The organism is Kitasatospora sp. NPDC091335, from assembly GCF_044757205.1.
In the GTDB taxonomy this organism is placed as follows: Bacteria; Actinomycetota; Actinomycetes; order Streptomycetales; family Streptomycetaceae; genus Kitasatospora.
The window spans coordinates 530264-551649 of sequence record NZ_JBIVUM010000002.1; the positions used below are offsets into that span (position 1 = coordinate 530264).

At 72.2% G+C, this 21386-nt stretch carries 20 protein-coding genes and 1 tRNA gene; 16 read left to right on the forward strand and 5 right to left on the reverse strand.

Annotation, left to right across the window (positions count from 1 at the left end):
- Nucleotides 1-22: 22 nt before the first annotated feature.
- Nucleotides 23-1501 (reverse strand): MFS transporter, encoded by a 1479-nt coding sequence (locus ACIQOW_RS07265; protein WP_401081348.1) that lies wholly within the window; start codon nt 1499-1501, stop codon nt 23-25.
- A gap of 109 nt (nt 1502-1610) precedes the next feature.
- Between ACIQOW_RS07265 and ACIQOW_RS07270 the strand changes: the two genes are divergently transcribed.
- Entirely contained in the window at nt 1611-2576 is a 966-nt protein-coding gene (locus tag ACIQOW_RS07270; protein WP_188301715.1) for a YafY family protein, read from the forward strand.
- A gap of 48 nt (nt 2577-2624) precedes the next feature.
- On the opposite strand, the gene ACIQOW_RS07275 is transcribed toward ACIQOW_RS07270, so the two are convergent.
- Complete coding sequence (locus tag ACIQOW_RS07275) at nt 2625-3143, reverse strand: YbhB/YbcL family Raf kinase inhibitor-like protein (RefSeq protein ID WP_401080625.1); 519 nt, start codon at nt 3141-3143, stop codon at nt 2625-2627.
- 95 nt (nt 3144-3238) lie between these two features.
- Between ACIQOW_RS07275 and ACIQOW_RS07280 the strand changes: the two genes are divergently transcribed.
- On the forward strand, nt 3239-3922 hold the full coding sequence (locus tag ACIQOW_RS07280) for a rhomboid family intramembrane serine protease (protein WP_401080627.1): 684 nt from the start codon (nt 3239-3241) through the stop codon (nt 3920-3922).
- Between the two features lie 119 nt (nt 3923-4041).
- Nucleotides 4042-5208: a hypothetical protein gene (locus tag ACIQOW_RS07285; protein WP_401080629.1), complete on the forward strand. Its 1167-nt coding sequence runs from the start codon at nt 4042-4044 to the stop codon at nt 5206-5208.
- A 4-nt stretch (nt 5209-5212) separates the two neighbouring features.
- Here ACIQOW_RS07285 and ACIQOW_RS07290 read toward each other — a convergent pair whose 3' ends face one another.
- Nucleotides 5213-6802, reverse strand: coding sequence for a helicase HerA-like domain-containing protein (locus tag ACIQOW_RS07290; RefSeq protein WP_401080632.1), 1590 nt, complete (start codon nt 6800-6802; stop codon nt 5213-5215).
- A 193-nt stretch (nt 6803-6995) separates the two neighbouring features.
- On the opposite strand from ACIQOW_RS07290, the gene ACIQOW_RS07295 reads away from it, so the two are divergent.
- On the forward strand, nt 6996-7292 hold the full coding sequence (locus ACIQOW_RS07295; RefSeq protein WP_030061387.1) for a type II toxin-antitoxin system VapB family antitoxin: 297 nt from the start codon (nt 6996-6998) through the stop codon (nt 7290-7292).
- A 274-nt stretch (nt 7293-7566) separates the two neighbouring features.
- Nucleotides 7567-8238 carry a LytR C-terminal domain-containing protein gene (locus ACIQOW_RS07300; protein ID WP_401080635.1) on the forward strand — a complete coding sequence of 224 codons (672 nt, stop codon included), beginning with the start codon at nt 7567-7569 and terminating at the stop codon, nt 8236-8238.
- A 147-nt stretch (nt 8239-8385) separates the two neighbouring features.
- Here ACIQOW_RS07300 and upp read toward each other — a convergent pair whose 3' ends face one another.
- Nucleotides 8386-9021 carry a uracil phosphoribosyltransferase gene (gene upp / locus ACIQOW_RS07305; RefSeq protein WP_188301710.1) on the reverse strand — a complete coding sequence of 212 codons (636 nt, stop codon included), beginning with the start codon at nt 9019-9021 and terminating at the stop codon, nt 8386-8388.
- A 163-nt stretch (nt 9022-9184) separates the two neighbouring features.
- On the opposite strand from upp, the gene ACIQOW_RS07310 reads away from it, so the two are divergent.
- From ACIQOW_RS07310 to ACIQOW_RS07345, 8 genes are all read left to right on the forward strand, one after another.
- Entirely contained in the window at nt 9185-9421 is a 237-nt protein-coding gene (locus tag ACIQOW_RS07310) for a hypothetical protein (protein WP_223245586.1), read from the forward strand.
- Between the two features lie 329 nt (nt 9422-9750).
- Entirely contained in the window at nt 9751-10308 is a 558-nt protein-coding gene (locus ACIQOW_RS07315) for a tRNA adenosine deaminase-associated protein (RefSeq protein ID WP_188301709.1), read from the forward strand.
- Between the two features lie 50 nt (nt 10309-10358).
- Nucleotides 10359-10886, forward strand: a complete 528-nt coding sequence (tadA, locus tag ACIQOW_RS07320; RefSeq protein ID WP_188301708.1) for a tRNA adenosine(34) deaminase TadA — start codon at nt 10359-10361, stop codon at nt 10884-10886.
- Between the two features lie 67 nt (nt 10887-10953).
- Nucleotides 10954-11040 (forward strand) — tRNA-Ser (locus tag ACIQOW_RS07325).
- A 404-nt stretch (nt 11041-11444) separates the two neighbouring features.
- Nucleotides 11445-11681 carry a hypothetical protein gene (locus ACIQOW_RS07330; protein WP_401081387.1) on the forward strand — a complete coding sequence of 79 codons (237 nt, stop codon included), beginning with the start codon at nt 11445-11447 and terminating at the stop codon, nt 11679-11681.
- A gap of 79 nt (nt 11682-11760) precedes the next feature.
- Complete coding sequence (locus ACIQOW_RS07335; protein WP_401080641.1) at nt 11761-12054, forward strand: Dabb family protein; 294 nt, start codon at nt 11761-11763, stop codon at nt 12052-12054.
- 351 nt (nt 12055-12405) lie between these two features.
- Nucleotides 12406-13251: an RNA polymerase sigma factor SigF gene (locus ACIQOW_RS07340; RefSeq protein ID WP_317620522.1), complete on the forward strand. Its 846-nt coding sequence runs from the start codon at nt 12406-12408 to the stop codon at nt 13249-13251.
- Nucleotides 13252-13395: 144 nt separating this feature from the next.
- The gene (locus ACIQOW_RS07345; protein WP_188301706.1) at nt 13396-14301 is read left to right on the forward strand and encodes an RNA polymerase sigma factor SigF; all 906 of its coding nucleotides are present in this window, start codon (nt 13396-13398) and stop codon (nt 14299-14301) included.
- Between the two features lie 14 nt (nt 14302-14315).
- Here the strand turns inward: ACIQOW_RS07345 and ACIQOW_RS07350 are convergent, their stop codons facing one another.
- On the reverse strand, nt 14316-15320 hold the full coding sequence (locus ACIQOW_RS07350; protein WP_401081351.1) for a tyrosine-protein phosphatase: 1005 nt from the start codon (nt 15318-15320) through the stop codon (nt 14316-14318).
- Nucleotides 15321-15675: 355 nt separating this feature from the next.
- On the opposite strand from ACIQOW_RS07350, the gene ACIQOW_RS07355 reads away from it, so the two are divergent.
- From ACIQOW_RS07355 to ACIQOW_RS07365, 3 genes are all read left to right on the forward strand, one after another.
- Nucleotides 15676-18030 (forward strand): hypothetical protein, encoded by a 2355-nt coding sequence (locus tag ACIQOW_RS07355; protein WP_401080645.1) that lies wholly within the window; start codon nt 15676-15678, stop codon nt 18028-18030.
- Nucleotides 18031-18141: 111 nt separating this feature from the next.
- On the forward strand, nt 18142-19656 hold the full coding sequence (pelF, locus tag ACIQOW_RS07360; protein ID WP_401080648.1) for a GT4 family glycosyltransferase PelF: 1515 nt from the start codon (nt 18142-18144) through the stop codon (nt 19654-19656).
- Between the two features lie 177 nt (nt 19657-19833).
- Nucleotides 19834-21366: a hypothetical protein gene (locus ACIQOW_RS07365; RefSeq protein ID WP_401080651.1), complete on the forward strand. Its 1533-nt coding sequence runs from the start codon at nt 19834-19836 to the stop codon at nt 21364-21366.
- Nucleotides 21367-21386 lie beyond the last annotated feature (20 nt).

The window sequence follows — 21386 nt, forward strand, 5'->3', positions numbered from 1 at the left end:
GCCCGCGAACGGGAGCGTTCCGTCAGGCCAGGACGGGCTCCCGCTCCTCCGCGGTGGAGCCGGCGACCGGCCCGACCGCCTTGCGCCGCTTCGGCAGCGCGAACATCAGCAGGAAGACGGCGAACAGCACCCCGGCGACCCACCACATGGCGTGCACGAAGGCCCCGCTGAACGCCGCCCCGGCCGCCTCCGGCGCGACCACGTCGTCCATCGCCCCGAAGAAGGCGACCGACACCAGGCCGAGCCCGAGCGCGTTGCCCACCTGCTGCACGGTGTTGATCAGCCCGGACGCCGAACCGGCGTGCTCGCGCGGCACCTCCGCCAGCACCGCGTCGGTGATCGGCGCGACGATCAGGCCCATCCCGAGACCCATCACCACCAGCGGCAGCACCATCTGCCAGGCCGTGATGGCCGTCCCGTACCGGTCCGCCTCCCAGAGGTAGACGAGCACGCCCACCGCCATCACCAGCGCACCGGTCTGGAGCACCTTCCGCCCGAAGCGCGGCACCAGCTTCTGCACCGAGAGCCCGGCCGCCACGGAGACCGCGATCGAGAACGGGATGCCGGTCGCACCGGCCTTGAGCGCGCTCCAGCCCAGGCCCATCTGCAGGTAGAGGGTCCAGACCAGGAAGTAGATGCCGATCGCCACGCCGAAGGCCAGCTGCACGCAGATCCCGGCCGCGAAGGACTTCACCCGGAACAGCGCCAGCTCCACCAGCGGCGAGCCGTCCCGCCGCGTCTTGACCTTCTCGTACGCCACGAACAGCGCGAACACCGGCAGGCTCCCGGCCATCGACAGGTGGCCCCACAGCGGCCAGCCGGCCTCCCTGCCGTGCGTCAGCGGGTAGATCAGCATCAGCAGGCCGAGGCTGGCCAGCGCCACGCCCACCAGGTCCAGCTTCAGCGCCTGGTCTGCCTTCGACTCGTCGATGAAGCGGCGGCCCAGCAGCAGACCGGCGATGCCGACCGGCAGGTTGATCAGGAAGATCGGCCGCCAGGCCAGGCCGAACAGGTCCCACTCGGTGAGCAGCGCGCCGATCAGCGGACCGGAGACGGCGCCGAGCCCGACCACCGCGCCGAACAGGCCGAACACCTTGCCGCGCTCCTCCGCCGGGAAGGTCGCGTGGATGATCGACAGCACCTGCGGCACCATCAGCGCAGCCGTGCCGCCCTGGAGCAGCCGGGTCGCGATCAGCATCTCCGGGCCGGTGGCCAGCCCGCACAGCGCCGAGGCCACCGTGAAGCCGCCTATCCCGATCAGGAACAGCCGCTTGCGGCCGTGGATGTCGCCCAGCCGGCCGCCGGTGATCAGGCCGATCGCGAAGGCCAGCGCGTAGCCGCCGGTGACCCACTGGACGGCGCTGAAGGAGGCGCCGGTGTCCGCCCGGATGCTCGGGATGGCGATGTTGACGATGGTGACGTCCACCAGGTCCATGAAGGAGGCGACCATCACGATCGTCAGCGCGATCCACCTCCGCCGGTCCGCTTGCGCGGTGCCCATTGCGTACTCCTCTTCCTTCTCCACGTCCACGACGCTCTTCTCCACGTCCGGGACAGTACGGGTCATGTAGGTCAGAACCTGTCCCAGTCGTTCCGGCATGCTGGGTGGTATGACCGACACCCCGGCCCGGCTGCTGAGCCTGCTCTCCCTGCTCCAGACCCCGCGCGAGTGGCCCGGCAGCGAGCTCGCCGAGCGGCTCGGCGTCAGCCCCCGCACCATCCGGCGCGACATCGACCGGCTGCGCGAGCTCGGCTACCCGGTGCGGGCCAGCATGGGCGCGGTCGGCGGCTACCGGCTGGTCGCGGGCACCGCGATGCCCCCGCTGCTGCTGGACGACGAGGAGGCGGTGGCCATCGCGGTCGGGCTGCGCGCGGCGGCCGGGCACGCCGTGGTCGGCATCGAGGAGGCCTCGGTACGGGCGCTCGGCAAGCTGCTCCAGGTGCTGCCGGGCCGGCTGCGGCAGCGGGTCGGGACGCTCAACTCCGCGACCGTGCCCCTGCTCACCGGGGACGGCCCGACCGTCGACCCGGAGGACCTCACGGTGCTCGCCAGCGCCGTCACCGCCAGGGAACGGCTGCGCTTCGGCTACCGGGCGTACGACGGCGCCGAGACCAGGCGGCAGGTCGAGCCCGAGCGGCTGGTCTCGGTCGGCCGCCGCTGGTACCTGGTCGGCTACGACCTGGACCGCGCGGACTGGCGGCTCTTCCGGGTCGACCGGCTGATCGCCCCGGCCACCACCGGCGTCCGCTTCACCCCGCGCCAGCTCCCCGCCGAGGACGCCGCCGCGTACGTGGCGGGCAAGCTGCGCCGCCCGTCACCGAGCGGCACCGTGGTCGCCACCGTGCACGCCCCGGCCGAGCGGGTCCGCCACGGCCTCAGGCACGGCGACTGCGAGGTCGAGCCGATCGACGGGCACAGCTGCCGGCTCCGCTCCCGCTCCGACTCCCTGGAGTGGACGGCGATGCGGCTGCTGTCGCTGGACTGCGCCTTCGAGGTGCACGAGCCGCCGGCGCTGCGCGAGCACCTGCGCGGACTCGCCGCCCGGGCCCGCCACGCGGCGGGCCCGGAGGATTAGACCGCAGGTCAGGCCCCGGCCGGACGATCGGTCGTCGGCACGGCCCGCTCAGACCCCGTACTCGGCGGTCAGCAGCGCCCGGCCCAGGGTGTGGAAGGTCAGGTTGAAGCCCACCTGGGCCGGCGGGATGTCGGCGGCGACGCCGAGCTTCTCCACGCCCAGCGCGTGCACCGCGAAGACGTAGCGGTGCGGAGCACCGGGCGGCGGGGCGGCGCCGTCGTACCGGTTGCCGGGGAAGTCGTTGCGGCCGTGGAAGGAGGCCCCGCCCGGCAGGCTCCCGTCCGAGGAGCCGGCGCCGCGCGGCAGCCCGGTGGTGTCGGCGGGGAGGTCGAGCGCGAGCCAGTGCCACCAGCCGGAGCCGGTCGGCGCGTCCGGGTCGTAGCAGGTGACCGCGATGCTCCGGGTGCCCTCGGGCAGGCCGGACCAGGCCAGCTGCGGCGAGAGGTTGCCGCCGGCGTGGACGAACTCCTCTCCCAGCGTGCCGCCTTCGGTGATGTCCTGGCTGCTCAGCTCGAAGGACGGCACCTGCGGCAGGAACTCGTACGGCAGCGGCGGGCGCTTGCTCATGGGCTGGTCACCTCTCACGGTCGGAATGACACGGGTCACTGTAATCGGGTGCGCATCCGCTCCCGCCGCCGGACGACAAGCCCTACAGTCGGAGCATGGCCGCCAAATTCGCCCAGTTGTTCGCCGACTCCCGCCGCGCGCTGTTCACCATGCTCGGCGTCCAGGCCGTCATCTGGTCGGTCCAGGTCGTCAACTGGCTGGGCGACTACGGGCTGTCGCGGGAGTTCGGCCTGCGCTCGGGGCAGCTCGGCGATCTGCCCGAGATGTTCACCATGCCCTTCCTGCACTTCAGTTGGAGCCACATCGAGGCCAACTCCTGGCCGCTGTTCGTGCTCGGCTTCCTGTCGGCCTACCGGGGCATGCGGAAGTTCCTGCTGGCCAGCCTGGTGATCGTGGTGTCCGGCGGGCTGACGGTCTGGCTGCTGGAGGGCCCGAACACCGTGACGGCCGGCGCCAGCGGCATGGTCTACGGCTACCTCGGCTACGTGGTGCTGCGCGGGGTGCTGGACCGCAACGTGCTGGACGCGGTGGTCGGCATCGTCATCGCGGCGGTCTACTCGACCATCCTGGTCGGGGTGCTGCCGCTCGCCCAGGGCGTCAGCTGGCTGGGCCACCTCGGCGGGCTGATCGGCGGACTGGCCGCCGCCGTCCTGCTCCGCAACCGGCCCGCCGAGCAGCAGGCCGGGGCGCGGGCCCCGCAGGCCGCACCCCAGGGCTCGGGTGCCCCGAGCAGCCCCGGATCCGCCCTGCTCAAGCAGCTGGACGACCTCGGCCTGTGAGACGTGCCGGCCGGCGACGTCATCGGCCCGCAGGGCCACCCGGAGCATCAGGTATAGACCATTCCCACCCCTGCGGATAGCGTGGACGGCTCACCCTCCCCCAGCTCCGGAGCCGCACCGTGGAGTCGTCCGTCCTCGCCTTCGCCACCGATCTGCTCGACGAGGGCACCGACACCTTCTTCGGCAACCTCACCGGCCGCGCCGGGGTCGGTGGCGTCACCCTCGCCTCGGTCTACCACGAGGCCCGCGACGTCTTCCCGCACAACCCCCGCCGGGTGATCCGCTACCTGGAGCCCGGCGCCGCGTACTTCCGCCCCGATCCTGCCGCCTGGCGGGGCCGCCGGCTGGCCCCCGTGCCGTCCACCGCGATCGGTGACCGCGACCCCTTCGCCGAGGCCGCCGAGGAGGCCGGCCGCCGCGGGCTGAAGCTGCACGCCTGGACGGTCTTCTGCCACAACGACCGGCTCGGCTTCGCCCACCCCGACTGCGCCCCGGCCAACGCCTTCGGCGACCGCCACCTCACCGAACTCTGCCCGGCGAACCCGGAGGTCAGGGAGTACGCGCTGACCCTGGTCGCCGAACTGGCCAGGTACGGCGTGGACGCGATCCGCGCCGAGTCCCTGCACTTCCACGGCCTGCGCCACGGCTACCACCACGAGCGCTACTTCGAGGAACTCGGCCCGACCGCCGAGGCCCTGCTCGGCGTCTGCTTCTGCCCGCACTGCCGCGCCGCCGCCACCGGGGCCGGTGTCCCGGCCGACCTGGTCGCCGAAGCCGTCCGGACCGAGCTGCGCCGCCGGCTGGCCGACGAGTCCGCCGCCGCCGGGCCCGCCGACCTGAGCGCCCTCGCCGACGGCGCCTTCGCCGCCTACGTGGACGCCTCCGCCGCCACCGTCACCTCGCTGGCCGCCGACCTCTCCGAGCAGGCCCGCCGCCACGGCATGCGGCTGAGCTTCATGGACGGCGGCGGCCCCGGCACGGGCTGGCTCTCCGGCATCGACCTGCCGGCCCTCGCCAGGGCCGTCGACGGGATCGAGACCCTCGGCTACGCGAGGACCCCGGAGGCGGTCCGGGAGAAGATCGCCGCCTTCGCCCTGCACGGCGTCCGCCCGCAGGACATGGCGGTGATCCTGCGCCCGATGTCCTCCGACTGCGACGGCCCGGAGAACCTCGCCGCCAAGATCGCCATCCTGCGCGAACTCGGCGTCCCCGAGGTCGAGTTCTACAACTACGGCCTGATGCGGCTGTCCTCCCTGGACCGGATCGGCGCCGCGCTCTCCGGCTGACCGGTCACCGCCGCCGCTTGGACGTCCCGAACAGGCTGCGCGAGATCTCCTGTCCGAGCTGGCGCCCGGCCGAGCGCGCGAAGGACTTCACGGTCGGGTTGCTCAGCAGCGACCCGAGCAGCCCGCCCGCGCCGGCCTGCTCCTTCGCCCGCTCCTTCGCCCGCTCGCGGGGCACGGGCGACTCCGACGACTCCGACGGCTTCGACGGCTCGGCCCCGGCCGGCGCCGCCTCCGGCCTGGGGGCGCGCGCCGCCAGCTTCTCGTACGCCGACTCCCGGTCGATCGGGTCCCGGTAGCGCGCGGTCAGCGGCGAGGCCTCCACCATCGCCCGCAGCGCGCCCGCCTCGATCGGCCCCATCAGCGACTGCGGCGCCCGCAGCCTGGTCGCCGCGACCGGCGTCGGCGCGCCCTTCTCGGAGAGGACGGTGACCACGGCCTCGCCGGTGCCCAGCGAGGTCAGCACCGCACCGAGGTCGTACGAGGAGCGCGGGAAGGTCGAGACGGTGGCCTTGAGCGCCTTGGCGTCGTCCGGGGTGAAGGCGCGCAGCGCGTGCTGCACCCGGTTGCCCAACTGCGCCAGCACGTCGGACGGGACGTCCCGCGGCGTCTGGGTCACGAAGAAGATGCCGACCCCCTTGGACCGGATCAGCCGCACGGTCTGGGTGATCGCCTCCAGGAAGGCCTTGGAGGCGCCCTTGAACAGCAGGTGCGCCTCGTCGAAGAAGAACACCAGCTTGGGCTTGTCGAGGTCGCCCACCTCGGGCAGTTCCTGGTAGAGGTCGGCGAGCAGCCACATCAGGAAGGTGGAGAACAGCCGCGGCCGGTCCTGCACGGCGGGCAGTTCCAGCACCGAGACCATCCCCCTGCCGTCCTGGGTGCTCCGCAGCAGCTCGGCGGTGTCGAACTCGGGCTCGCCGAAGAACGCCCCGGCGCCCTCGTTCTCCAGCACGGTGAGCGCCCGCAGGATCACCCCTGCGGTGGCCGCCGAGAGCCCGCCGATGGTCCGCAGTTCCTCCTTGCCCTCGGGTGAGGCGAGGAAGGCGATCACCGCGGTGAGGTCCTTGAGGTCGTAGAGCTCCAGGCCCTTGCCGTCGGCGTAGTGGAACACCAGGCTGAGCGAGGACTCCTGGGTCTCGTTCAGGTCGAGCACCTTGGACAGCAGCAGCGGCCCGAAGCTGGTGACGGTGGCCCGGACCGGGATGCCGGCGCCCTGCCCGCCGAGCGAGTAGAACTCGGCCGGGCATCCCCGCGGCGCCCACTGCTGCCCCACCTCGGCGGCCCGGGCGCCGGTCCGCTCGCTCGGCGTCCCCGGCGCGGCGACGCCGGAGACGTCCCCCTTGACGTCGGCCAGGAACACCGGCACGCCCTGTCCGGAGAGCTGTTCGGCGATCAGCTGGAGGGTCTTGGTCTTGCCGGTGCCGGTGGCCCCGGCGACCAGCCCGTGCCGGTTGAGCACGCCCAGCGGGATGCGGACCTGGGCGTCCGGGTACGCGGTGCCGTCCAGCAGCACCGCTCCGAGGTCGAGGGCGGGACCGGTGAAGGCGTACCCGTCGGCGATCTCCCGGACGGCCGACGGGGTGAGGTCGGAGGACATCGGTGCACACTCCTGAGCGGATCGGAACGCTTCGGAACGCTTCGGCATCGGCACCGGAACCCGTCGGCCCCGAGGCGATGTTCGCGACATTTCCCATCAAACAGCCGCATTCGTCCACGCGCAGTTCACACCGGCACGCGTGGCGGCGCCGCGGCTGCTGCGCCATCCGCCGCCCAAACGGTAGGCTTTCCGTGTGATCTTCAAGCGCATCGGCAATGGGCGGCCGTACCCGGATCACGGCCGGACGAGCACCCGCCAGTGGGCTGACGTCGCCCCGCGCCCGGTGCGGCTCGACCAGCTGGTGACCACCAAGGGTCAACTCGACCTCGAAACCCTCCTGGCCGAGGACTCGACCTTCTACGGGGACCTCTTCGCCCACGTGGTGAAGTGGCACGGCGACCTCTACCTGGAGGACGGCCTGCACCGGGCCGTCCGGGCCGCGCTGCAGCAGCGCCAGGTGCTGCACGCCCGCGTCCTCGAGATGGAATGACGGCCCCGGCCACCGGGACCTTCGGACCCGCCACAGGCTCTCCGGACCGCCCCCTCGCCACCCGGCGGAGGGCGGTCCGCGCGTACCCCGGTACCCCCTTTCGGGTACCGGGGTACGCCAGATGATGATCGTTTAGTACCTTCGAGGCCGTACGGCACTACGCTGCTGACTACGGCCGCGACCAGGGGATTCCGCCCGCACCGGGGGAAGCACCCACCCGGCCGATCCGTCATCCCGACCCCGCCCCGGCACGAGGGGGAGACAGACCGTGAGCATGTTGACTCCCCAAGGGCTCAAGGGGAAGCAGTACCGCGTCACCGGCAACACCTACCCGCGGCTGGGCCGGCCCCCCAAGAAGAGCCGCAAGGTGGTCGCCGCGCTCGTCGGCCTGCTCGTCCTGGCCCTGATCTCGCTCGGCGGCCTCCAGCTGTACGACATCTTCACCGGCAAGGGCAAGAACGCCTCGGCCCAGGCCTGCGCGACCCCGTCCGGCAAGCCGCTGGCCGCCCCGACGCCGGGCGCCCCCGACGCCGCCGGCGCGCCCGCCGGCGCGCAGGGCGACCCGCACGCGGTCCCGCAGCCCTCCGCCGTCACCGTGAACGTCTACAACGCCACCACCAAGGGCGGCCTGGCCGGCCGGACGGCCGAGGAGTTCAAGAAGCGCGGCTTCGTCATCGGCAAGGTCGGCAACGCCCCGGCGGAGCTGGACAAGAAGGTGCCCGGCACCGCCCAGGTGATCGCCGGCCCGGCCGGTGCCGGCGCCGGCACCCTGGTCGGCTCGCAGATCGCCGGGGCCGCCGTCACCGCCGACGCCCGCACCGACGGCAGCGTGGACTTCGTGATCGGCGACAGCTACAACACCCTGCTGGACGAGACCCAGGCGGCCGCCGCCCTCGCCCTGGCCACCAAGCCCTCCCCCACCCCGACCGCCACCGGCAGCTGCTGAGGCGTCAAGGACCGCGAAGAGCCCCCCGGCAGACGCAGTGCCGGGGGGCTCTCGGTGTTCGGTGGTCCGGTGCCGCTCCGGTGGCCCGGTGCTGCTCCGGTACTGCTTCGGTGGTCCCGTGGTCCCGTGGTCCGGTCCGGGGGAGGCTCAGCCGGCCGTGCCGTAGAGCCGGTCGCCCGCGTCGCCGAGGCCGGGAACGATGTAGCCGTTCTCGTTGAGCCGCTCGTCCAGGGCGGCGGTGACCACGGTGACCGGCAGGTCCGCCAGCTCCCGCTGCACCACCTCGACGCCCTCGGGGGCGGCCAGCAGCACGACGGCGGTGACGTCGGTGGCACCGCGCTCGATCAGCGTCCTGATCGCGGCGACCAGGGTGCCGCCGGTGGCCAGCATCGGGTCGAGCACGTAGACCTGGCGGCCGGAGAGGTCGTCCGGCATCCGGGTGGCGTACGTGGAGGCCTCCAGGGTCTCCTCGTTGCGGACCATGCCGAGGAAGCCCACCTCGGCGGTCGGCAGCAGGCGGGTCATCCCGTCCAGCATGCCGAGGCCGGCCCGCAGGATCGGCACGACCAGCGGACGCGGGTAGCTGAGCCGGGTACCCAGCGTGACCGCCACCGGGGTGGTGATCTCCACTTCGTCGGTGCGGACGTCCCGGGTGGCCTCGTAGGCGAGGAGGGTCACCAGCTCGTCGGTCAGGCGACGGAAGGTCGGCGAGTCGGTGCGCTCGTCGCGCAGGGTGGAGAGCTTGTGGGCGACCAGGGGGTGGTCGACGACGTGGAGACGCATGTATCGAGGTTAGCCCGCTCCTGGACGGGTGTACGACCCGCCGTGCCCCACCCGGGTGCCGGACCGGGTGACGCCTTCGTGACACGCCGTGACCCACCGCGCCTGTCCGGACGGAAGCACCTCCTGTGGTATCAACCGGGCCGTTCTGGGAATGTCACGTCTTATGACGAGCAACCCGAAGGCCGGGGACGGCTCGGTGGACGAGCCCGTCGGCGGGGAGGGCCGGAGCCCGGGCCCGCCGCACGACCTCCCGGAGACCGAGGCGGAGCGCCGCAAACGGCGGGCCGTCTTCCTGCGTGAGCTCACCGAGGCCCGCGAGCTGCGGGAGCGGGTCCAGCCCCGGCGGACCAAGGAGCGGCGGATGCGCGAGGCGATGCGGATGCGAACCTTCCGGACCTGACCGGCCCCGGCCCCGCCCCGGCCCCACACCGTCCTGACGCGCTCCCGGCACGAACCGTGCGCACCCGGCGGACGCACCGAAAAGCGACCCGCGGCGGCCCTGCGGGCGTTCGGAGCAAATTTCGACCGGCCTCCCACCGTCCCGGCCCGACTTCGCCGTCCGCCACCCGGTCCTTCCGACACGACCTGCAAAGACGCGCTGCCGAACACCCCCCGCGAGGGCGGGCTTTCTGTCACGATTCCGAGGGGACGGTCCGAACAAGCGGACCGTCTCCGGCGCGGGGGCGGCCGGATTTTCGCGTCGCCCGGGCGTGCCGACAGCCGATACCGATGATCTTGGGAGTGTCCCTGGTGGCGTACTTCGCTGCAGTGCTTGCTCGCTCCGAGGACGGGTGGGATGTGAGCGAGACGGAGCTCGACGACGTCGAGACCCTGGCCGATCTGACCGACCTGGCCCGCGACTCGGCCCAGGACGACGACAGCGTCCTGATCTTCATCGAACAGGAGGACGCCTGGTTCGCCATCGTCCGCGTGGACGGCGAGGAGGACCCTCGGATCTTCGTGTCGGACGGCGCCGCGGCCGCCCGCAGCTCCTACGGCTCCGTCCTCACCGACGAACTGGTCGACCAGGCCGGCGAGAGCGAGTTCGGCGATCTGGAGCACCTGCTGGACGAGGCCGAGGAGGCCGAGGAGCAGGACGAGGAGGACGCCGACGCCCGCGGCGGCGTCCCGGTCGGTCCGCTGGGCGACGCCCACCTGCTCACCGAGTTCGGCCTCGCCTCCGACGAACTGCTCGCCCTCAGCGGCGAGGGCGCGGTCCCGGGCGACGCCCTGGAGGAGATCGCCGAGGCCCTGGGCTGCGGCGAGGTCCTGGAGGCCGTCCGGTAGCGGGGCCGGTCAGGCCGGTGTCCGCCACCGGATGCCCGACACTGGATGCCATGCAGCCCGCATCCGCCCCGTTGACCGTCCCGCACGTCCCTCCGCTGCCCGCACCCGTCCGCCCCGACCCGGTCCGCGACCGCTGGGCGGCGCCGATGCGCCTCGCCATGGCCGAGGCCGCGCTGGCGCCGGCCACCGGGGACGTACCGGTCGGGGCGCTCGTCCTGGGCCCGGACGGCGAGGTGATCGGACGCGGCCACAACGAGCGCGAGGCCGTCGGCGACCCGACCGGGCACGCCGAGGTGGTCGCGATCCGGCAGGCGGCGGCGAAGGTCGGAGAGTGGCGGCTGAGCGGCTGCACGCTGGTCGTCACGCTGGAGCCGTGCACGATGTGCGCCGGCGCCATCGTGCTGTCCAGGATCGACCGGGTGGTCTACGGCGCCCTCGACGAGAAGGCCGGCGCGGCCGGCTCGCTCTTCGACGTGATGCGCGACCGCCGGCTCAACCACCGCCCCGAGGTGGTCTGGGGCGTCCTCGCCGACGAGTGCGGCGAGCAGCTGCGCGCCTTCTTCGACACCCACCGCTGAGGGCCCGCCGGCCGCCGTACCGATACGGATTTCGTGACTGCGCCGACCCTCCGGTAGAGTTCCTCTCGGTAGCGTGTCCGAGCGGCCAAAGGAGCACGCCTCGAAAGCGTGTGTGGGGGCAACTCCACCGTGGGTTCGAATCCCACCGCTACCGCTCGAAAGCCCGAGGGCCCGTCCGATCCGGACGGGCCCTCGGCGTTTGTCCCCGCCTCCGCGCCGACGGCACAACCCGGGCGCGGGCACGAAAAAACGGCTCCGTACCCCGGGCCGATGACCACCGGTGCCCGGTCCGTACGGAGCCTGGAGGGGGGAGCGGCTCGGGGGGACTGACCGCTCCCCCGACGGAGTCCCACAACCGGAGCCGCGTCGGGGGGAAGTCGCGGCGACCGGTCCCACAGCGGGGAGCTCCGGATCCATGTACCGGAGATTCCTGCCAGATCCTCGGTACGTCATCCATCCTGCCGCCCGGGCCGCGACCGGGCACCCGGAGAAAGGCCCCACTCGCGGGGACCTTCGTCCCGGCGGCCGAACGCGTCGCACACTTGATAGCCCGTCCGGGTGGATAAGCTGCCTTGCAGGCCGTTCGGGGACCGGATGACGGCGGCCGACGGCTCCGAGGAAGGTCACCTGATGGCGCAGGCGAAGAAGATCGGCATCGCCCTCCTGCTCGTCTTCGTGCTCTACTCGATCATCACCTCGCCCTCCCGCTCCGCCGAGCTGGTCCAGCTCGGGTTCGAGGGCATCTCCAACGCGGCCAAGGCGGTCGGCACCTTCATGACCGGGCTGATCAAGTAGTGGTCGGCCGGCGACCGGTCCCGGGCCACCGGCTACGGTGAGCGGGACCCTCAGTCCCCGTCCGCGAGGAGCGGCAATCGTGATCCGGCACCTGGTCCTGTTCAAGCTCAACGAAGGCGTCAGCAAGGACGAAGAGCGCGTGCTCGCCGGCGCCAAGGCCTTCGACGCGCTCGGCGCGGTGATCCCCGAGCTGCGCCAGTGGGAGTGCGGCTGGAACACCACCGAGCGGGACATCGCGTACGACTACGCGATCAACAGCCTGGTCGAGGACGGCGAGGCCCTCCAGGCCTACCTGACCCACCCGGACCACCAGGCCGCGGCCGGCCTCTGGCGCGAGTTCGCCACCTGGGTGATCGCCGACATCGAGGTCTGAGCACCCGTCCGGCCCACCCGCCCCACCCGGTCCGGCCCCTTTCCGGCCCCGGTCCGACCCCTTTCCGCCCGGAGCCCGTACCAGGGCCGTACCCCGGACGGACCGCTGCGCCCCGCCCGGTGTCCGGGCGGGGCGTTCTGCTCCGTCCGGGAACGATCCGGGCCCCACCCCGCCGGCCGGCCGGCCGGGGAAAGGTTGAACGCCCCACCAACACACCTCCGTCGGGTGCTTGCCCGACCTGTGCCCACCTTGTGATGCTATGACCGGTTTTGCCGGACATGGCGAGGTAGTGAGCCAGCCCCGACACCCGATCCGCAGGGCCCGCCGTTCGACGACTTTGGGAGGGGTGAGGTGTCCGTGGACGAAGTGCTGGCTGCGATCACCAGCCCGGCCGGCGAGCTCCGCCCGGACCGGCTGCGCGGCCCCGGCGGCCGGCCGGCCGTGGATGTCCGGACGCTGACCCGGGTGCTGTTCGAACGGCTCGCCGAGCTGCCCCCTGACGCCCCCGAGCGGGAACGGGTCCGGGCCGCCCTGATCGAGGTGAACATCCCGCTGGTCCGCTACGCGGCCACCCGCTTCCGCAGCCGCAGCGAGCCCATGGAGGACGTCGTCCAGGTCGGCACGATCGGCCTGATCAACGCGATCGACCGGTTCGACCCCGACCGCGGCGTCCAGTTCCCCACCTACGCGCTGCCGACCATCCTGGGCGAGATCAAGCGCTACTTCCGGGACAACGTCCGCACCATGCACGTCCCGCGCCGGCTCCAGGAGCTGTGGGTCCAGGTCAGCGGCGCGATGGAGGAGCTGACGGTGCTGCACGGGAGGGCTCCCAAGGTGCCCGAGATCGCCGCCAGCCTGCGGATCCCCGAGGAGGACGTGCGGGCCTGCCTGGACGCCGGACGGGCCTACAACGCGGCGTCCCTGGAGGCCGCGCAGGAGCACGAGGGCGGGCTCGCCCTGCTCGACCGGCTCGGCTACGAGGACTCGGCGCTGGCCGAGGTCGAACACCGCGACATGGTCCGCCACCTGCTGGTCCAACTCCCCGAGCGGGAGCGCCGGATCGTGATGCTGCGGTTCTTCGCCAACCTGACCCAGTCCCAGATCAGCACCGAGCTGGGGATGTCCCAGATGCACGTCTCCCGGCTGCTCTCGCGGATCCTGACCAGGCTTCGGACCGGCAACTCCTGGGAAGAGTGAGATTGCAGCGAGTTACCCGTGCGTGACATCTTGCGACGTTCGGGTTTGCCGTGGACCGTGTTCCGGTATGCAGGGGGAAGGCCCTCGCCGGGAACCTCCGCGCGAAGGCCCCCGTTCAACTGTCAGTCACGAGGGGGTGGGTGCATGTCCGGAGAGCTGGGCACTGCGGAGATCCACGCTGGTCAGGCCAACGGCACGGCCGTCGCCGAGGACCTCGTCCCGCGGCAGCGGGCCGAACCGGTCGCGCCGCCCGGCCCCGTCGCGGGATCCGAGACGCCGCCCGGCGCCGGGATCGACACCCGGACGCTCTCCCGCTCGCTGTTCCTGCGGCTGGCCGCGCTGGACCCCGGCAGCACGGAGCACACCTACGTCCGCGACACCCTGATCGAGCTCAACCTGCCGCTGGTCCGGTACGCCTCGGCGCGCTTCCGCAGCCGCAACGAGCCGATGGAGGACATCGTCCAGGTCGGCACGATCGGCCTGATCAAGGCGATCGACCGGTTCGACCCGGAGCGCGGGGTCGAGTTCCCCACCTTCGCGATGCCCACCGTGGTCGGCGAGATCAAGCGCTTCTTCCGGGACACCAGCTGGTCGGTCCGGGTGCCCCGCCGGCTCCAGGAGCTGCGGCTGGCGCTCACCAAGGCCGGCGACGAGCTCTCCCAGCGGCTGGACCGCTCCCCCACCGTCGCCGAGCTCGCGGTCTGCCTGGGGGTCAGCGAGGAGGACGTGGTCGAGGGCCTCGCGGTCGGCAACGCGTACACCGCCAGCTCGCTCGACTCCGGCACCGGCGAGGAGGACAGCGACGGGCCGCTGGCCGACCGGCTCGGCTACGAGGACCTCGCGCTGGAGGGCGTCGAGTACCGGGAGTCGCTCAAGCCGCTGCTGGCCAAGCTGCCGCCGCGGGAGCGCCGGATCATCATGCTGCGGTTCTTCGGCAACCTCACCCAGTCACAGATCGGCGAGGAGATCGGGATCTCCCAGATGCACGTCTCCCGGCTGCTCACCCGGACGCTGACCCAGCTGCGCGAAGGGCTGATCAACGAGGGTTGATCAGCGCGCGCTGATCAACACGGGCTGAGCCCGTCGGCCCGGGCCGGGCCGGCCGGGTGCTCGGCCGCGTGCTCGGCCCCGGGCTCGTCCAGCAGGTTGGCGCGCAGCCCGGCCAGCACCTCGTCGTCCAGCCCCAGCCCCTCCCGCCAGAACGCCCCGAAGCCGCCCCAGCCCGTCTCCACCTCCGCGAACGCCGCGTCCAGGTAGCCGTGGTCGGCCCGGAAGACCGGCAGGAGCAGCTCGGGCTCGCTCATCAGGCCGCGGGCGCCGAAGTCGTCCAGCGCCCGGCGCACGACCGGGGCTGAGCGCTCGTTGGTGAGCAGGTAGTCGGCCAGGACGGTCCCGCGGTCCACCCCGAGGGCGGTCAGCAGCAGTGCGGCGGCCCAGCCGGTGCGGTCCTTGCCGGCCGAACAGTGGAACAGCAACGGCGGCCCGTCCGGGGCGGCCAGCAGGCGGAGCAGGGCGGCGAAGCGCTCGCGCGCCACCGGATCCGTGACGAACCACCGGTAGAGGCCGGTCATCAGGGCGGCCGCCCTGCCGTCGCCGAGCAGGGCCTGCTGGCGCTGCGGACTGTGGTCGGCCAGCGCGTCGCGGATCAGCAGGAAGATGTCGAAGTCCGCTGCCAGCAGCGGAAGATGATGGAGCGTCACACCGCCGGGCAGCCGGTCGAGGCCGGCCTGGCGGACTTCCCCCATGCTCCGCAGGTCCACCACGCTGCGCAGGCCGAGCGCGCCGAGCGGGGCGAGGTCCTCGGCGGTGACATGGTTCAGGCCATCGCTGCGCAGTGCCACCCCGCGCCGGAGAATCCGGCCGTCAGCCGCACGGTACCCGCCCAGATCCCGCGCGTTGATCGCGCCGCGCAAACCGAGACTGCGTCCGACCAGCGACGTTCCGCGGCTCTCCGGTGACGCATTCCGTACGTTCCGGAATCCCCCCGACTCGGTATGCTGATCGACCACGCGAGCACCTCCATTGCATATTCGGACTGTCACATGGCACAGCCGTGCCCGATATTGCATGAACCTGCCCAACGGGGCGGCGAGATGTGCAAGAGTGTCATGCGCAACGACGACAGTGTAGGTGTCCCGCCCGCCCCACGGACCCACACCGTCAGTAACCGCGCGTAGCACTCGGCTTCCGGTTTTTCATTTCCAATTCATTATTTGCGCCGCCGGTACGGTTCCGGTCACAATCAGCGCCTTCATGGCCTCACCATGAACGTTGGTAACAGGTTCGCTGCACTCTCGCCCAATTGGTCCCTCGCACCGCCGTCACTCGACCAGGATGGGCCCGGGCAGCCCGGCTGCCCGCGAACAGAGACACGGGCAGGCGAGCGCCGAGCAGCGGCGCGCCAGCCCCAAGGGGAGGATCACCATGGGTCGAGCGACCCGAAGAGTCGCCGCGTGCGCCGCGGCAGTCCTGCTGGCCAGCGGCCTGCAGATCACCCTGGCCCACGGCGACACGCCGCCCAGGATCGACCTCACCGTCCTGGTCGTCGACGACGGTGGCCCGTCCGTCGCCGCCATCGCGGCCGAGCTGAAGAGCCAGGGCACGCCCTTCAAGGTCGTCAGTCTCAATGACCCCAACCGTCCCGTCATCAACTCGGCTTTCCTGAGTGACACGGTGAACGGCCAGCCCCGGGGGAAGTTCCAGGGCATCGTGCTGCCCAACGAAAACCCCTTCCCCAGCAGTGCCGCCGAGATGACCGCGATCGCGAGCTACGAAGCCGCATTCAACGTCCGCCAGATCGACGCGTACACCTGGGCCAGTCCGGCGGTGGGTCTGAACTACGCCCAGAATCCCGGATTCGTCGGCAGCCTCGACGGATTCCAGGGCGCGACCACGGCATCCGGAACTTCGGGACCGTTCGGGTACCTCAAGGGCAGCGTCCCGTTCGAGGACAACGCTCCCGACGTCAGCGAGAGCTACGGCTACCTGGCCACCCCGTACGCCGGCCTTCCGTCCGGCAGCTCCTTCGTCCCGCTGGTAGACGCGCCGATACCCAACACGACCTCCCGCGGTTCGCTGGTCGGCGAGTACACCCACGGCGGCCGCAAGGAACTTGTCGTCACGTTCGTCTACAACCAGTACCAGCAGCAGTACCGCCTGCTGGCCCGCGGCATGGTCGAGTGGCTCACCCAGGGCGTCCACCTCGGCTACGACCGGAACTACTTCGCCACCCACGTGGACGACGTCTTCCTGGCCGACGACCGCTGGGACACCGTGCTGAAGTGCACCCCCGGCGACGTCACCTGCCCGCCCGGCACCCCGGAGACGGCCAACCCGATCCGGATGACCGTCGACGACGCCAACCACCTGAAGCAGTGGCAGACCGCCAACAACTTCACGCTGGACATGGTGTTCAACGGTGCCGGCAGCGAGGACTGGAAGTCCGACCACTCGACCACCGTGGACCCCACGGCGGACCGCATGATCGCCGACCAGAACAGCTACCGGTGGGTCAACCACACCTACACCCACCCGTACCTGGGCTGCGTGCAGGACGTCACGGTGGTGCCGTGGCGCTGCACCAAGAACAGCGCGGGCAACACGGTCTGGACCGACCAGAGCACGATCTCCACCGAGATCACGAACAACGTCGCCTGGGCCGCCGCACACGGCCTCGGCTTCGACCCGCAGACCCTGGTCACCGGTGAGCACTCCGGCCTGATGACCGCACCGCAGGAGACCACCGACAACCCGAACCTGGCGCCGGTGCTGGCCGCCAACGGCATCAAGTTCACGGCCAGCGACGCCTCCCGGGAGACCGGCCAGCGGAACATCGGCTCGAACGTGCTGACCGTGCCGCGGTACCCGATGAACATCTTCTACAACGCCGGCACGGCGAAGGAAGAGGCCGACGAGTACAACTGGATCTACACCAGCGCGGCCAACGGCGGCAGCGGCATCTGCGAGAACAACGCCAACTCGACCTGCCTGACCCAGCCGCTGGACGTCAACACCGGTTACCAGTCGTACATCGTGCCGCTGGAGGCCCGGATCGACCTCGGCCACGTGCTGAGCAACGACCCCCGGCCGCACTTCGTGCACCAGTCGAACATCTCCGAGGACCGCATCCTCTTCCCGGTGCTGGAGAAGATCCTCGGCACCTACCGCTCGCTGCACGCGGACAACACCCCGATCGTGAACCTGAGCCAGCGCGAGGTCGGCCTGGAGTTCCAGCGCCGGGCAGCCTGGAACACGGCTCTCGCCTCCGGCCAGGTCACCGCCTACCGGGTCGGCGACACCGTCACGGTGAACGCGCCGGCCGGCGTTCAGGTCCAGGCCACCGTGCCGACCGGAACTGCTCAGAAGCTGTCCATCGGAACGGCCGCGTTCGGTTCCGCCTACGCCGGTACGCTCTCGGGTTGGGTGTCCCCGGGCGCGCTGCAGAGCAGCGTCACCCTGCAGCTGCCGTCCGCGCCGGTCGCCCCGGCCCCCGTCGCGCCGAACGTCGCGGCCGGCTCCGTCCCGGCCCCGGTGCCGACGGACAAGAAGGTCGTGCCGCAGGGTGTCGCCACCCCGGTCCCGGTGGGCCCGAGCGACAACACCCGCCAGCCCGCGCCGTCCCTGGTCCCGGGTAGCGGAACCCCGGTGCCCGGCAAGGACGTGACCGCTGGCACCATCGGTCAGGACAGCCACCGCGACGGGGTCGCGGCGAAGCACGGCAAGGCCTCTGGGGGGACGGCCTCGCCGAGCAGCACCACCGGACACTCCGGCAACCGGTAACCGGCAACACCCGCTGGTGGGGCCGGGCCGGTCGCCCGGCCCGGCCCCGCCACGGCTCCCGTTCCGGTCATCCAGGCCGGAACCGACGCAAGAACAGGAGGGGGGACAGGAATGCGCGTCACCCTGCTCACCGAGGGGACGTATCCGCACCAGCACGGCGGCGTGAGCGTCTGGTGCGACCAGCTCGTTCAGGGCATGCCCGACGTCGACTTCGACGTCATCGCCGTCACCGGAACCGGGCACGAACCACTGGCCTGGGAGCTGCCCGCCAACATGCGGTCGGTCACCACCGCACCGCTGTGGGGGCCGGCCTCCGATGCCCGGCCGCCCCGTGGCAAGGAGATGCGGCGCTTCCTCAACGCGTACGAGCGCTTCCTGCACTCCATCCTCGACCCGGTCTACACCACCCACTTCGGGACCGAGCTGTACAACTTCGCCGACCTCGGCCGGGCCGGGCTGCTCAGCCCGGCGCTGCGCAGCGAGCGGGCGCTGCGCACCCTCCAGCACGTCTGGACCCGCGACTACCTGCCGACCGCCGTCTCCAGGCCCACCCTGCACGACGCCCTCAACGCCACCGACCTGCTGGAGCACGCCCTGCGGCCGCTCTCGGTCGAGCCGCCCAAGGACGGCGTGGCGCACGCGGCCAGCGGCGGGCTCGCCACCCTGCCCGGGCTGATCGCCGCACAGCAGTACGGCGTACCGTTTCTGCTGACCGAGCACGGCATCTACCTGCGCGAGCGCTACCTCGGCTACCGCACTGGCCCGTACCGCTGGCCGGTCAAGGCACTGCTGCTCGGCTTCTACCGGATGCTCGCCGAGGAGAGCTACCGGCAGGCCGCGCTGGTCACCCCCGGCAACCGGTACAACCGGCGCTGGGAGGAGCGCGGCGGCACGCCGTCCTCGCACATCCGCACCGTCTACAACGGGGTGGACCCGGCGGCCTTCCCGCCGGCCGGCCCCGAGCCCGAGACGCCGACCCTCAGCTGGGCCGGCCGGGTCGACCCGATCAAGGACCTGGAGACGCTGATCCAGGCCTTCGCCATCGTCCAGCGTGAGATCCCCGAGGCGCGGCTGCGGCTCTTCGGCGGCACTCCCAAGGGCGGCGAGGCGTACCGGGACCGCTGCATAGCCCTGGCCGCCGAGCTCGGCATAGCCGACTCGGTGGCCTTCGAGGGCCGCGTCGCCGACATCACCGACGCCTACGCGGCGGGCAACGTGGTCATGCTCTCCAGCATCAGCGAGGGCTTCCCGTTCACCCTGATCGAGGCGATGTCCTGCGGCCGCGCGACCGTCTCCACCGACGTCGGCGGCGTGCGCGAGGCGGTCGGCGACACCGGCCTGGTCGTCCCCCCGCGCGAGCCCGAGCCGATGGCGGCCGCCGCGATCGAGCTGCTGCGCGACACCGAACGGCGCGCCCGGCTCGGCGAGGGCGCCCGGCTGCGGGTGATCGAGCAGTTCACCCTCCGCCAGAACATCGACGGCTTCCGCGGCATCTACACCGAACTCCTGGGCACCGCCCGCTGGATGCCCGGCGGCATGGTCGCCGTCACCGACCAGGTCCCCAGCCCCGACTGGGACCAGCAGTTGGCCGCCGCCCGCCCCGAGCCGAGCGAGGTCGGGGCATGAGCGAGCGCAGTATGGGGGTCCCCCCGGCCGAAGGCCGGGGGAGAGTCATCGAAGGGCGCGCGTCCCGCGAAGCGGCCACCGAGTGCGGCGGGGTGGGCGCATGAGCGAGCGCAGCGAGCACATCATCGAAAGGTGCGCGTCCCGCGAAGCGGCCACCGAGTGCAACGAGGTGGGCGCATGAGCGGCCCACTGCGGCTGGTGCCCGACGAGGCCGGCCCCGAGCACACCGTGCAGCTGCGCACGCTGCCGCTCAAGCGCCGCCGGCCCGCCCCGCCGGAGCCCGAGCCGGAGGCGGAGCCGGAGGAGTCGCTCCACCTCTCCGCGGACCCGCTGGACGAACTCGCCGAGCGCCTGCGCGACGTCTGCGCCGACGCCGTCCACCCGTACGAGATCGCGGCCTTCCTGGAGTCCGACGGCCTCTCGGACGAGCAGGCCGCCCTGCTGTACGGCCGCCCCGACGCGTTCACCGTCGCCGAGGAGCTGTTCGAGAAGGTCGCCCGCCGCTACCCGGGCCCGAGCTCCGAGTTCGCCAACCCCTGGCGGGCCGACCCCTGGCGCTGCGTGGTGCGCGGCCTGGTGTTCGCCCTGCCCGGGCTCGGCTACCTGCTCGGCGCCAACCTGTTCGCGACCACCCGGATGCGCTTCGGCCTGCCCTCGGGCATGCTCGCGCTGTCCGTCGCCACGCTGGTCAGCTGGGGCTTCAACCAGGCGCTGGCGCACCGCTCCTACCGCTGGCTGGGCCGGCTGCGCCGCCGCGAGGCCGCGATCTGCCTGGCCGTCGGCGCCCCGGCCGGCGCCCTGGTCGCGGCGGCCACCGCGTACCTGGTCGGCGGGCCGCTCGGCGCGCTGTGCTTCGCCGCCGGACAGTCCTGCTACCTGGCCGCGGCCACCGTGCTGCTGGTGCTGGGACGGGAGAAGTTCCTGCTGCTGGCGCTGGCCCCGGCCTCGGTCGGCGCGGGCGTGGTGCTGGCGGTCGACGTCCCGCAGGTGGTCCGTACGGTCGTGCTGCTCGCCTCGCTGCTGCTGGCGGTCGGGCTCTGCGTCCGGGAGCTGCTGGTCTGCATCCGCGGCGGCGAACGCGAGTCCGTCTCCCTGAAGCTGCCGGTCCGCCAGGAGGTCCCGCACCTGCTGTTCGGCCTGGCCTGCGGCACGCTCACGCTGATCGCGGGCCTCGGCGAGACCATCCACCAGGCCGTGCGGACCGGCGGCGACGCCGTACGGGGGGCCTCGACCACCCCGACCGGCCCGGCCATGATCGCGCTGACGCTCAGCCTGGGCCTCGCCGAGTGGCTGCTCTTCCGCTACCGGGCGATGGCGGTGGGCGCGCTGCGCACCAGTCACACCAGCGGCCAGTTCACCCGCCGCACCGGCGGCATCCTGCTCGGCTGCCTGTTCATCTACCTCACCACCGTGGCCGCGCTGGACGCCGCCGCGACCGTGCTGTGGCCCGGCGCCCCCGCGCTCGGTGTGCCGCAGCTCGCCGCGATGCTGCTCCTCGGCGGCTCGCTCTGGCTGGCGCTGCTGCTGAACGCCTTCGGGTTCAGCTGGAGCACCGCCCTCATCTGTCTGGCCGCCGCGGTCGCCGAGAGCGCCGGGCTGCTGGCGGGTGCGGACCCGATCGCCCTGCAGCTGATCGGCTGCGGGGCGGCCGCCCTCGTCCTCACCTCAATCGCCGGGCCCGCGCTCGGCCGCACCACCCAGCACCGCTGAACACACCGAATATCCCGCAC

Bases quoted from the DNA above. Each gene is read 5' to 3' on its own strand.
- ACIQOW_RS07290 (WP_401080632.1), bottom strand. From the start codon at position 6,802: ATGTCCTCCGACCTCACCCCGTCGGCCGTCCGGGAGATCGCCGACGGG.
- ACIQOW_RS07355 (WP_401080645.1), top strand. From the start codon at position 15,676: ATGGGTCGAGCGACCCGAAGAGTCGCCGCGTGCGCCGCGGCAGTCCTG.
- ACIQOW_RS07345 (WP_188301706.1), top strand. From the start codon at position 13,396: ATGTCCGGAGAGCTGGGCACTGCGGAGATCCACGCTGGTCAGGCCAAC.
- ACIQOW_RS07275 (WP_401080625.1), bottom strand. From the start codon at position 3,143: ATGAGCAAGCGCCCGCCGCTGCCGTACGAGTTCCTGCCGCAGGTGCCG.
- ACIQOW_RS07300 (WP_401080635.1), top strand. From the start codon at position 7,567: ATGTTGACTCCCCAAGGGCTCAAGGGGAAGCAGTACCGCGTCACCGGC.
- upp (WP_188301710.1), bottom strand. From the start codon at position 9,021: ATGCGTCTCCACGTCGTCGACCACCCCCTGGTCGCCCACAAGCTCTCC.
- ACIQOW_RS07265 (WP_401081348.1), bottom strand. From the start codon at position 1,501: ATGGGCACCGCGCAAGCGGACCGGCGGAGGTGGATCGCGCTGACGATC.
- pelF (WP_401080648.1), top strand. From the start codon at position 18,142: ATGCGCGTCACCCTGCTCACCGAGGGGACGTATCCGCACCAGCACGGC.
- ACIQOW_RS07310 (WP_223245586.1), top strand. From the start codon at position 9,185: ATGACGAGCAACCCGAAGGCCGGGGACGGCTCGGTGGACGAGCCCGTC.
- ACIQOW_RS07350 (WP_401081351.1), bottom strand. From the start codon at position 15,320: ATGCAATATCGGGCACGGCTGTGCCATGTGACAGTCCGAATATGCAAT.
- ACIQOW_RS07280 (WP_401080627.1), top strand. From the start codon at position 3,239: ATGGCCGCCAAATTCGCCCAGTTGTTCGCCGACTCCCGCCGCGCGCTG.
- ACIQOW_RS07315 (WP_188301709.1), top strand. From the start codon at position 9,751: ATGATCTTGGGAGTGTCCCTGGTGGCGTACTTCGCTGCAGTGCTTGCT.
- tadA (WP_188301708.1), top strand. From the start codon at position 10,359: ATGCAGCCCGCATCCGCCCCGTTGACCGTCCCGCACGTCCCTCCGCTG.
- ACIQOW_RS07270 (WP_188301715.1), top strand. From the start codon at position 1,611: ATGACCGACACCCCGGCCCGGCTGCTGAGCCTGCTCTCCCTGCTCCAG.
- ACIQOW_RS07365 (WP_401080651.1), top strand. From the start codon at position 19,834: ATGAGCGGCCCACTGCGGCTGGTGCCCGACGAGGCCGGCCCCGAGCAC.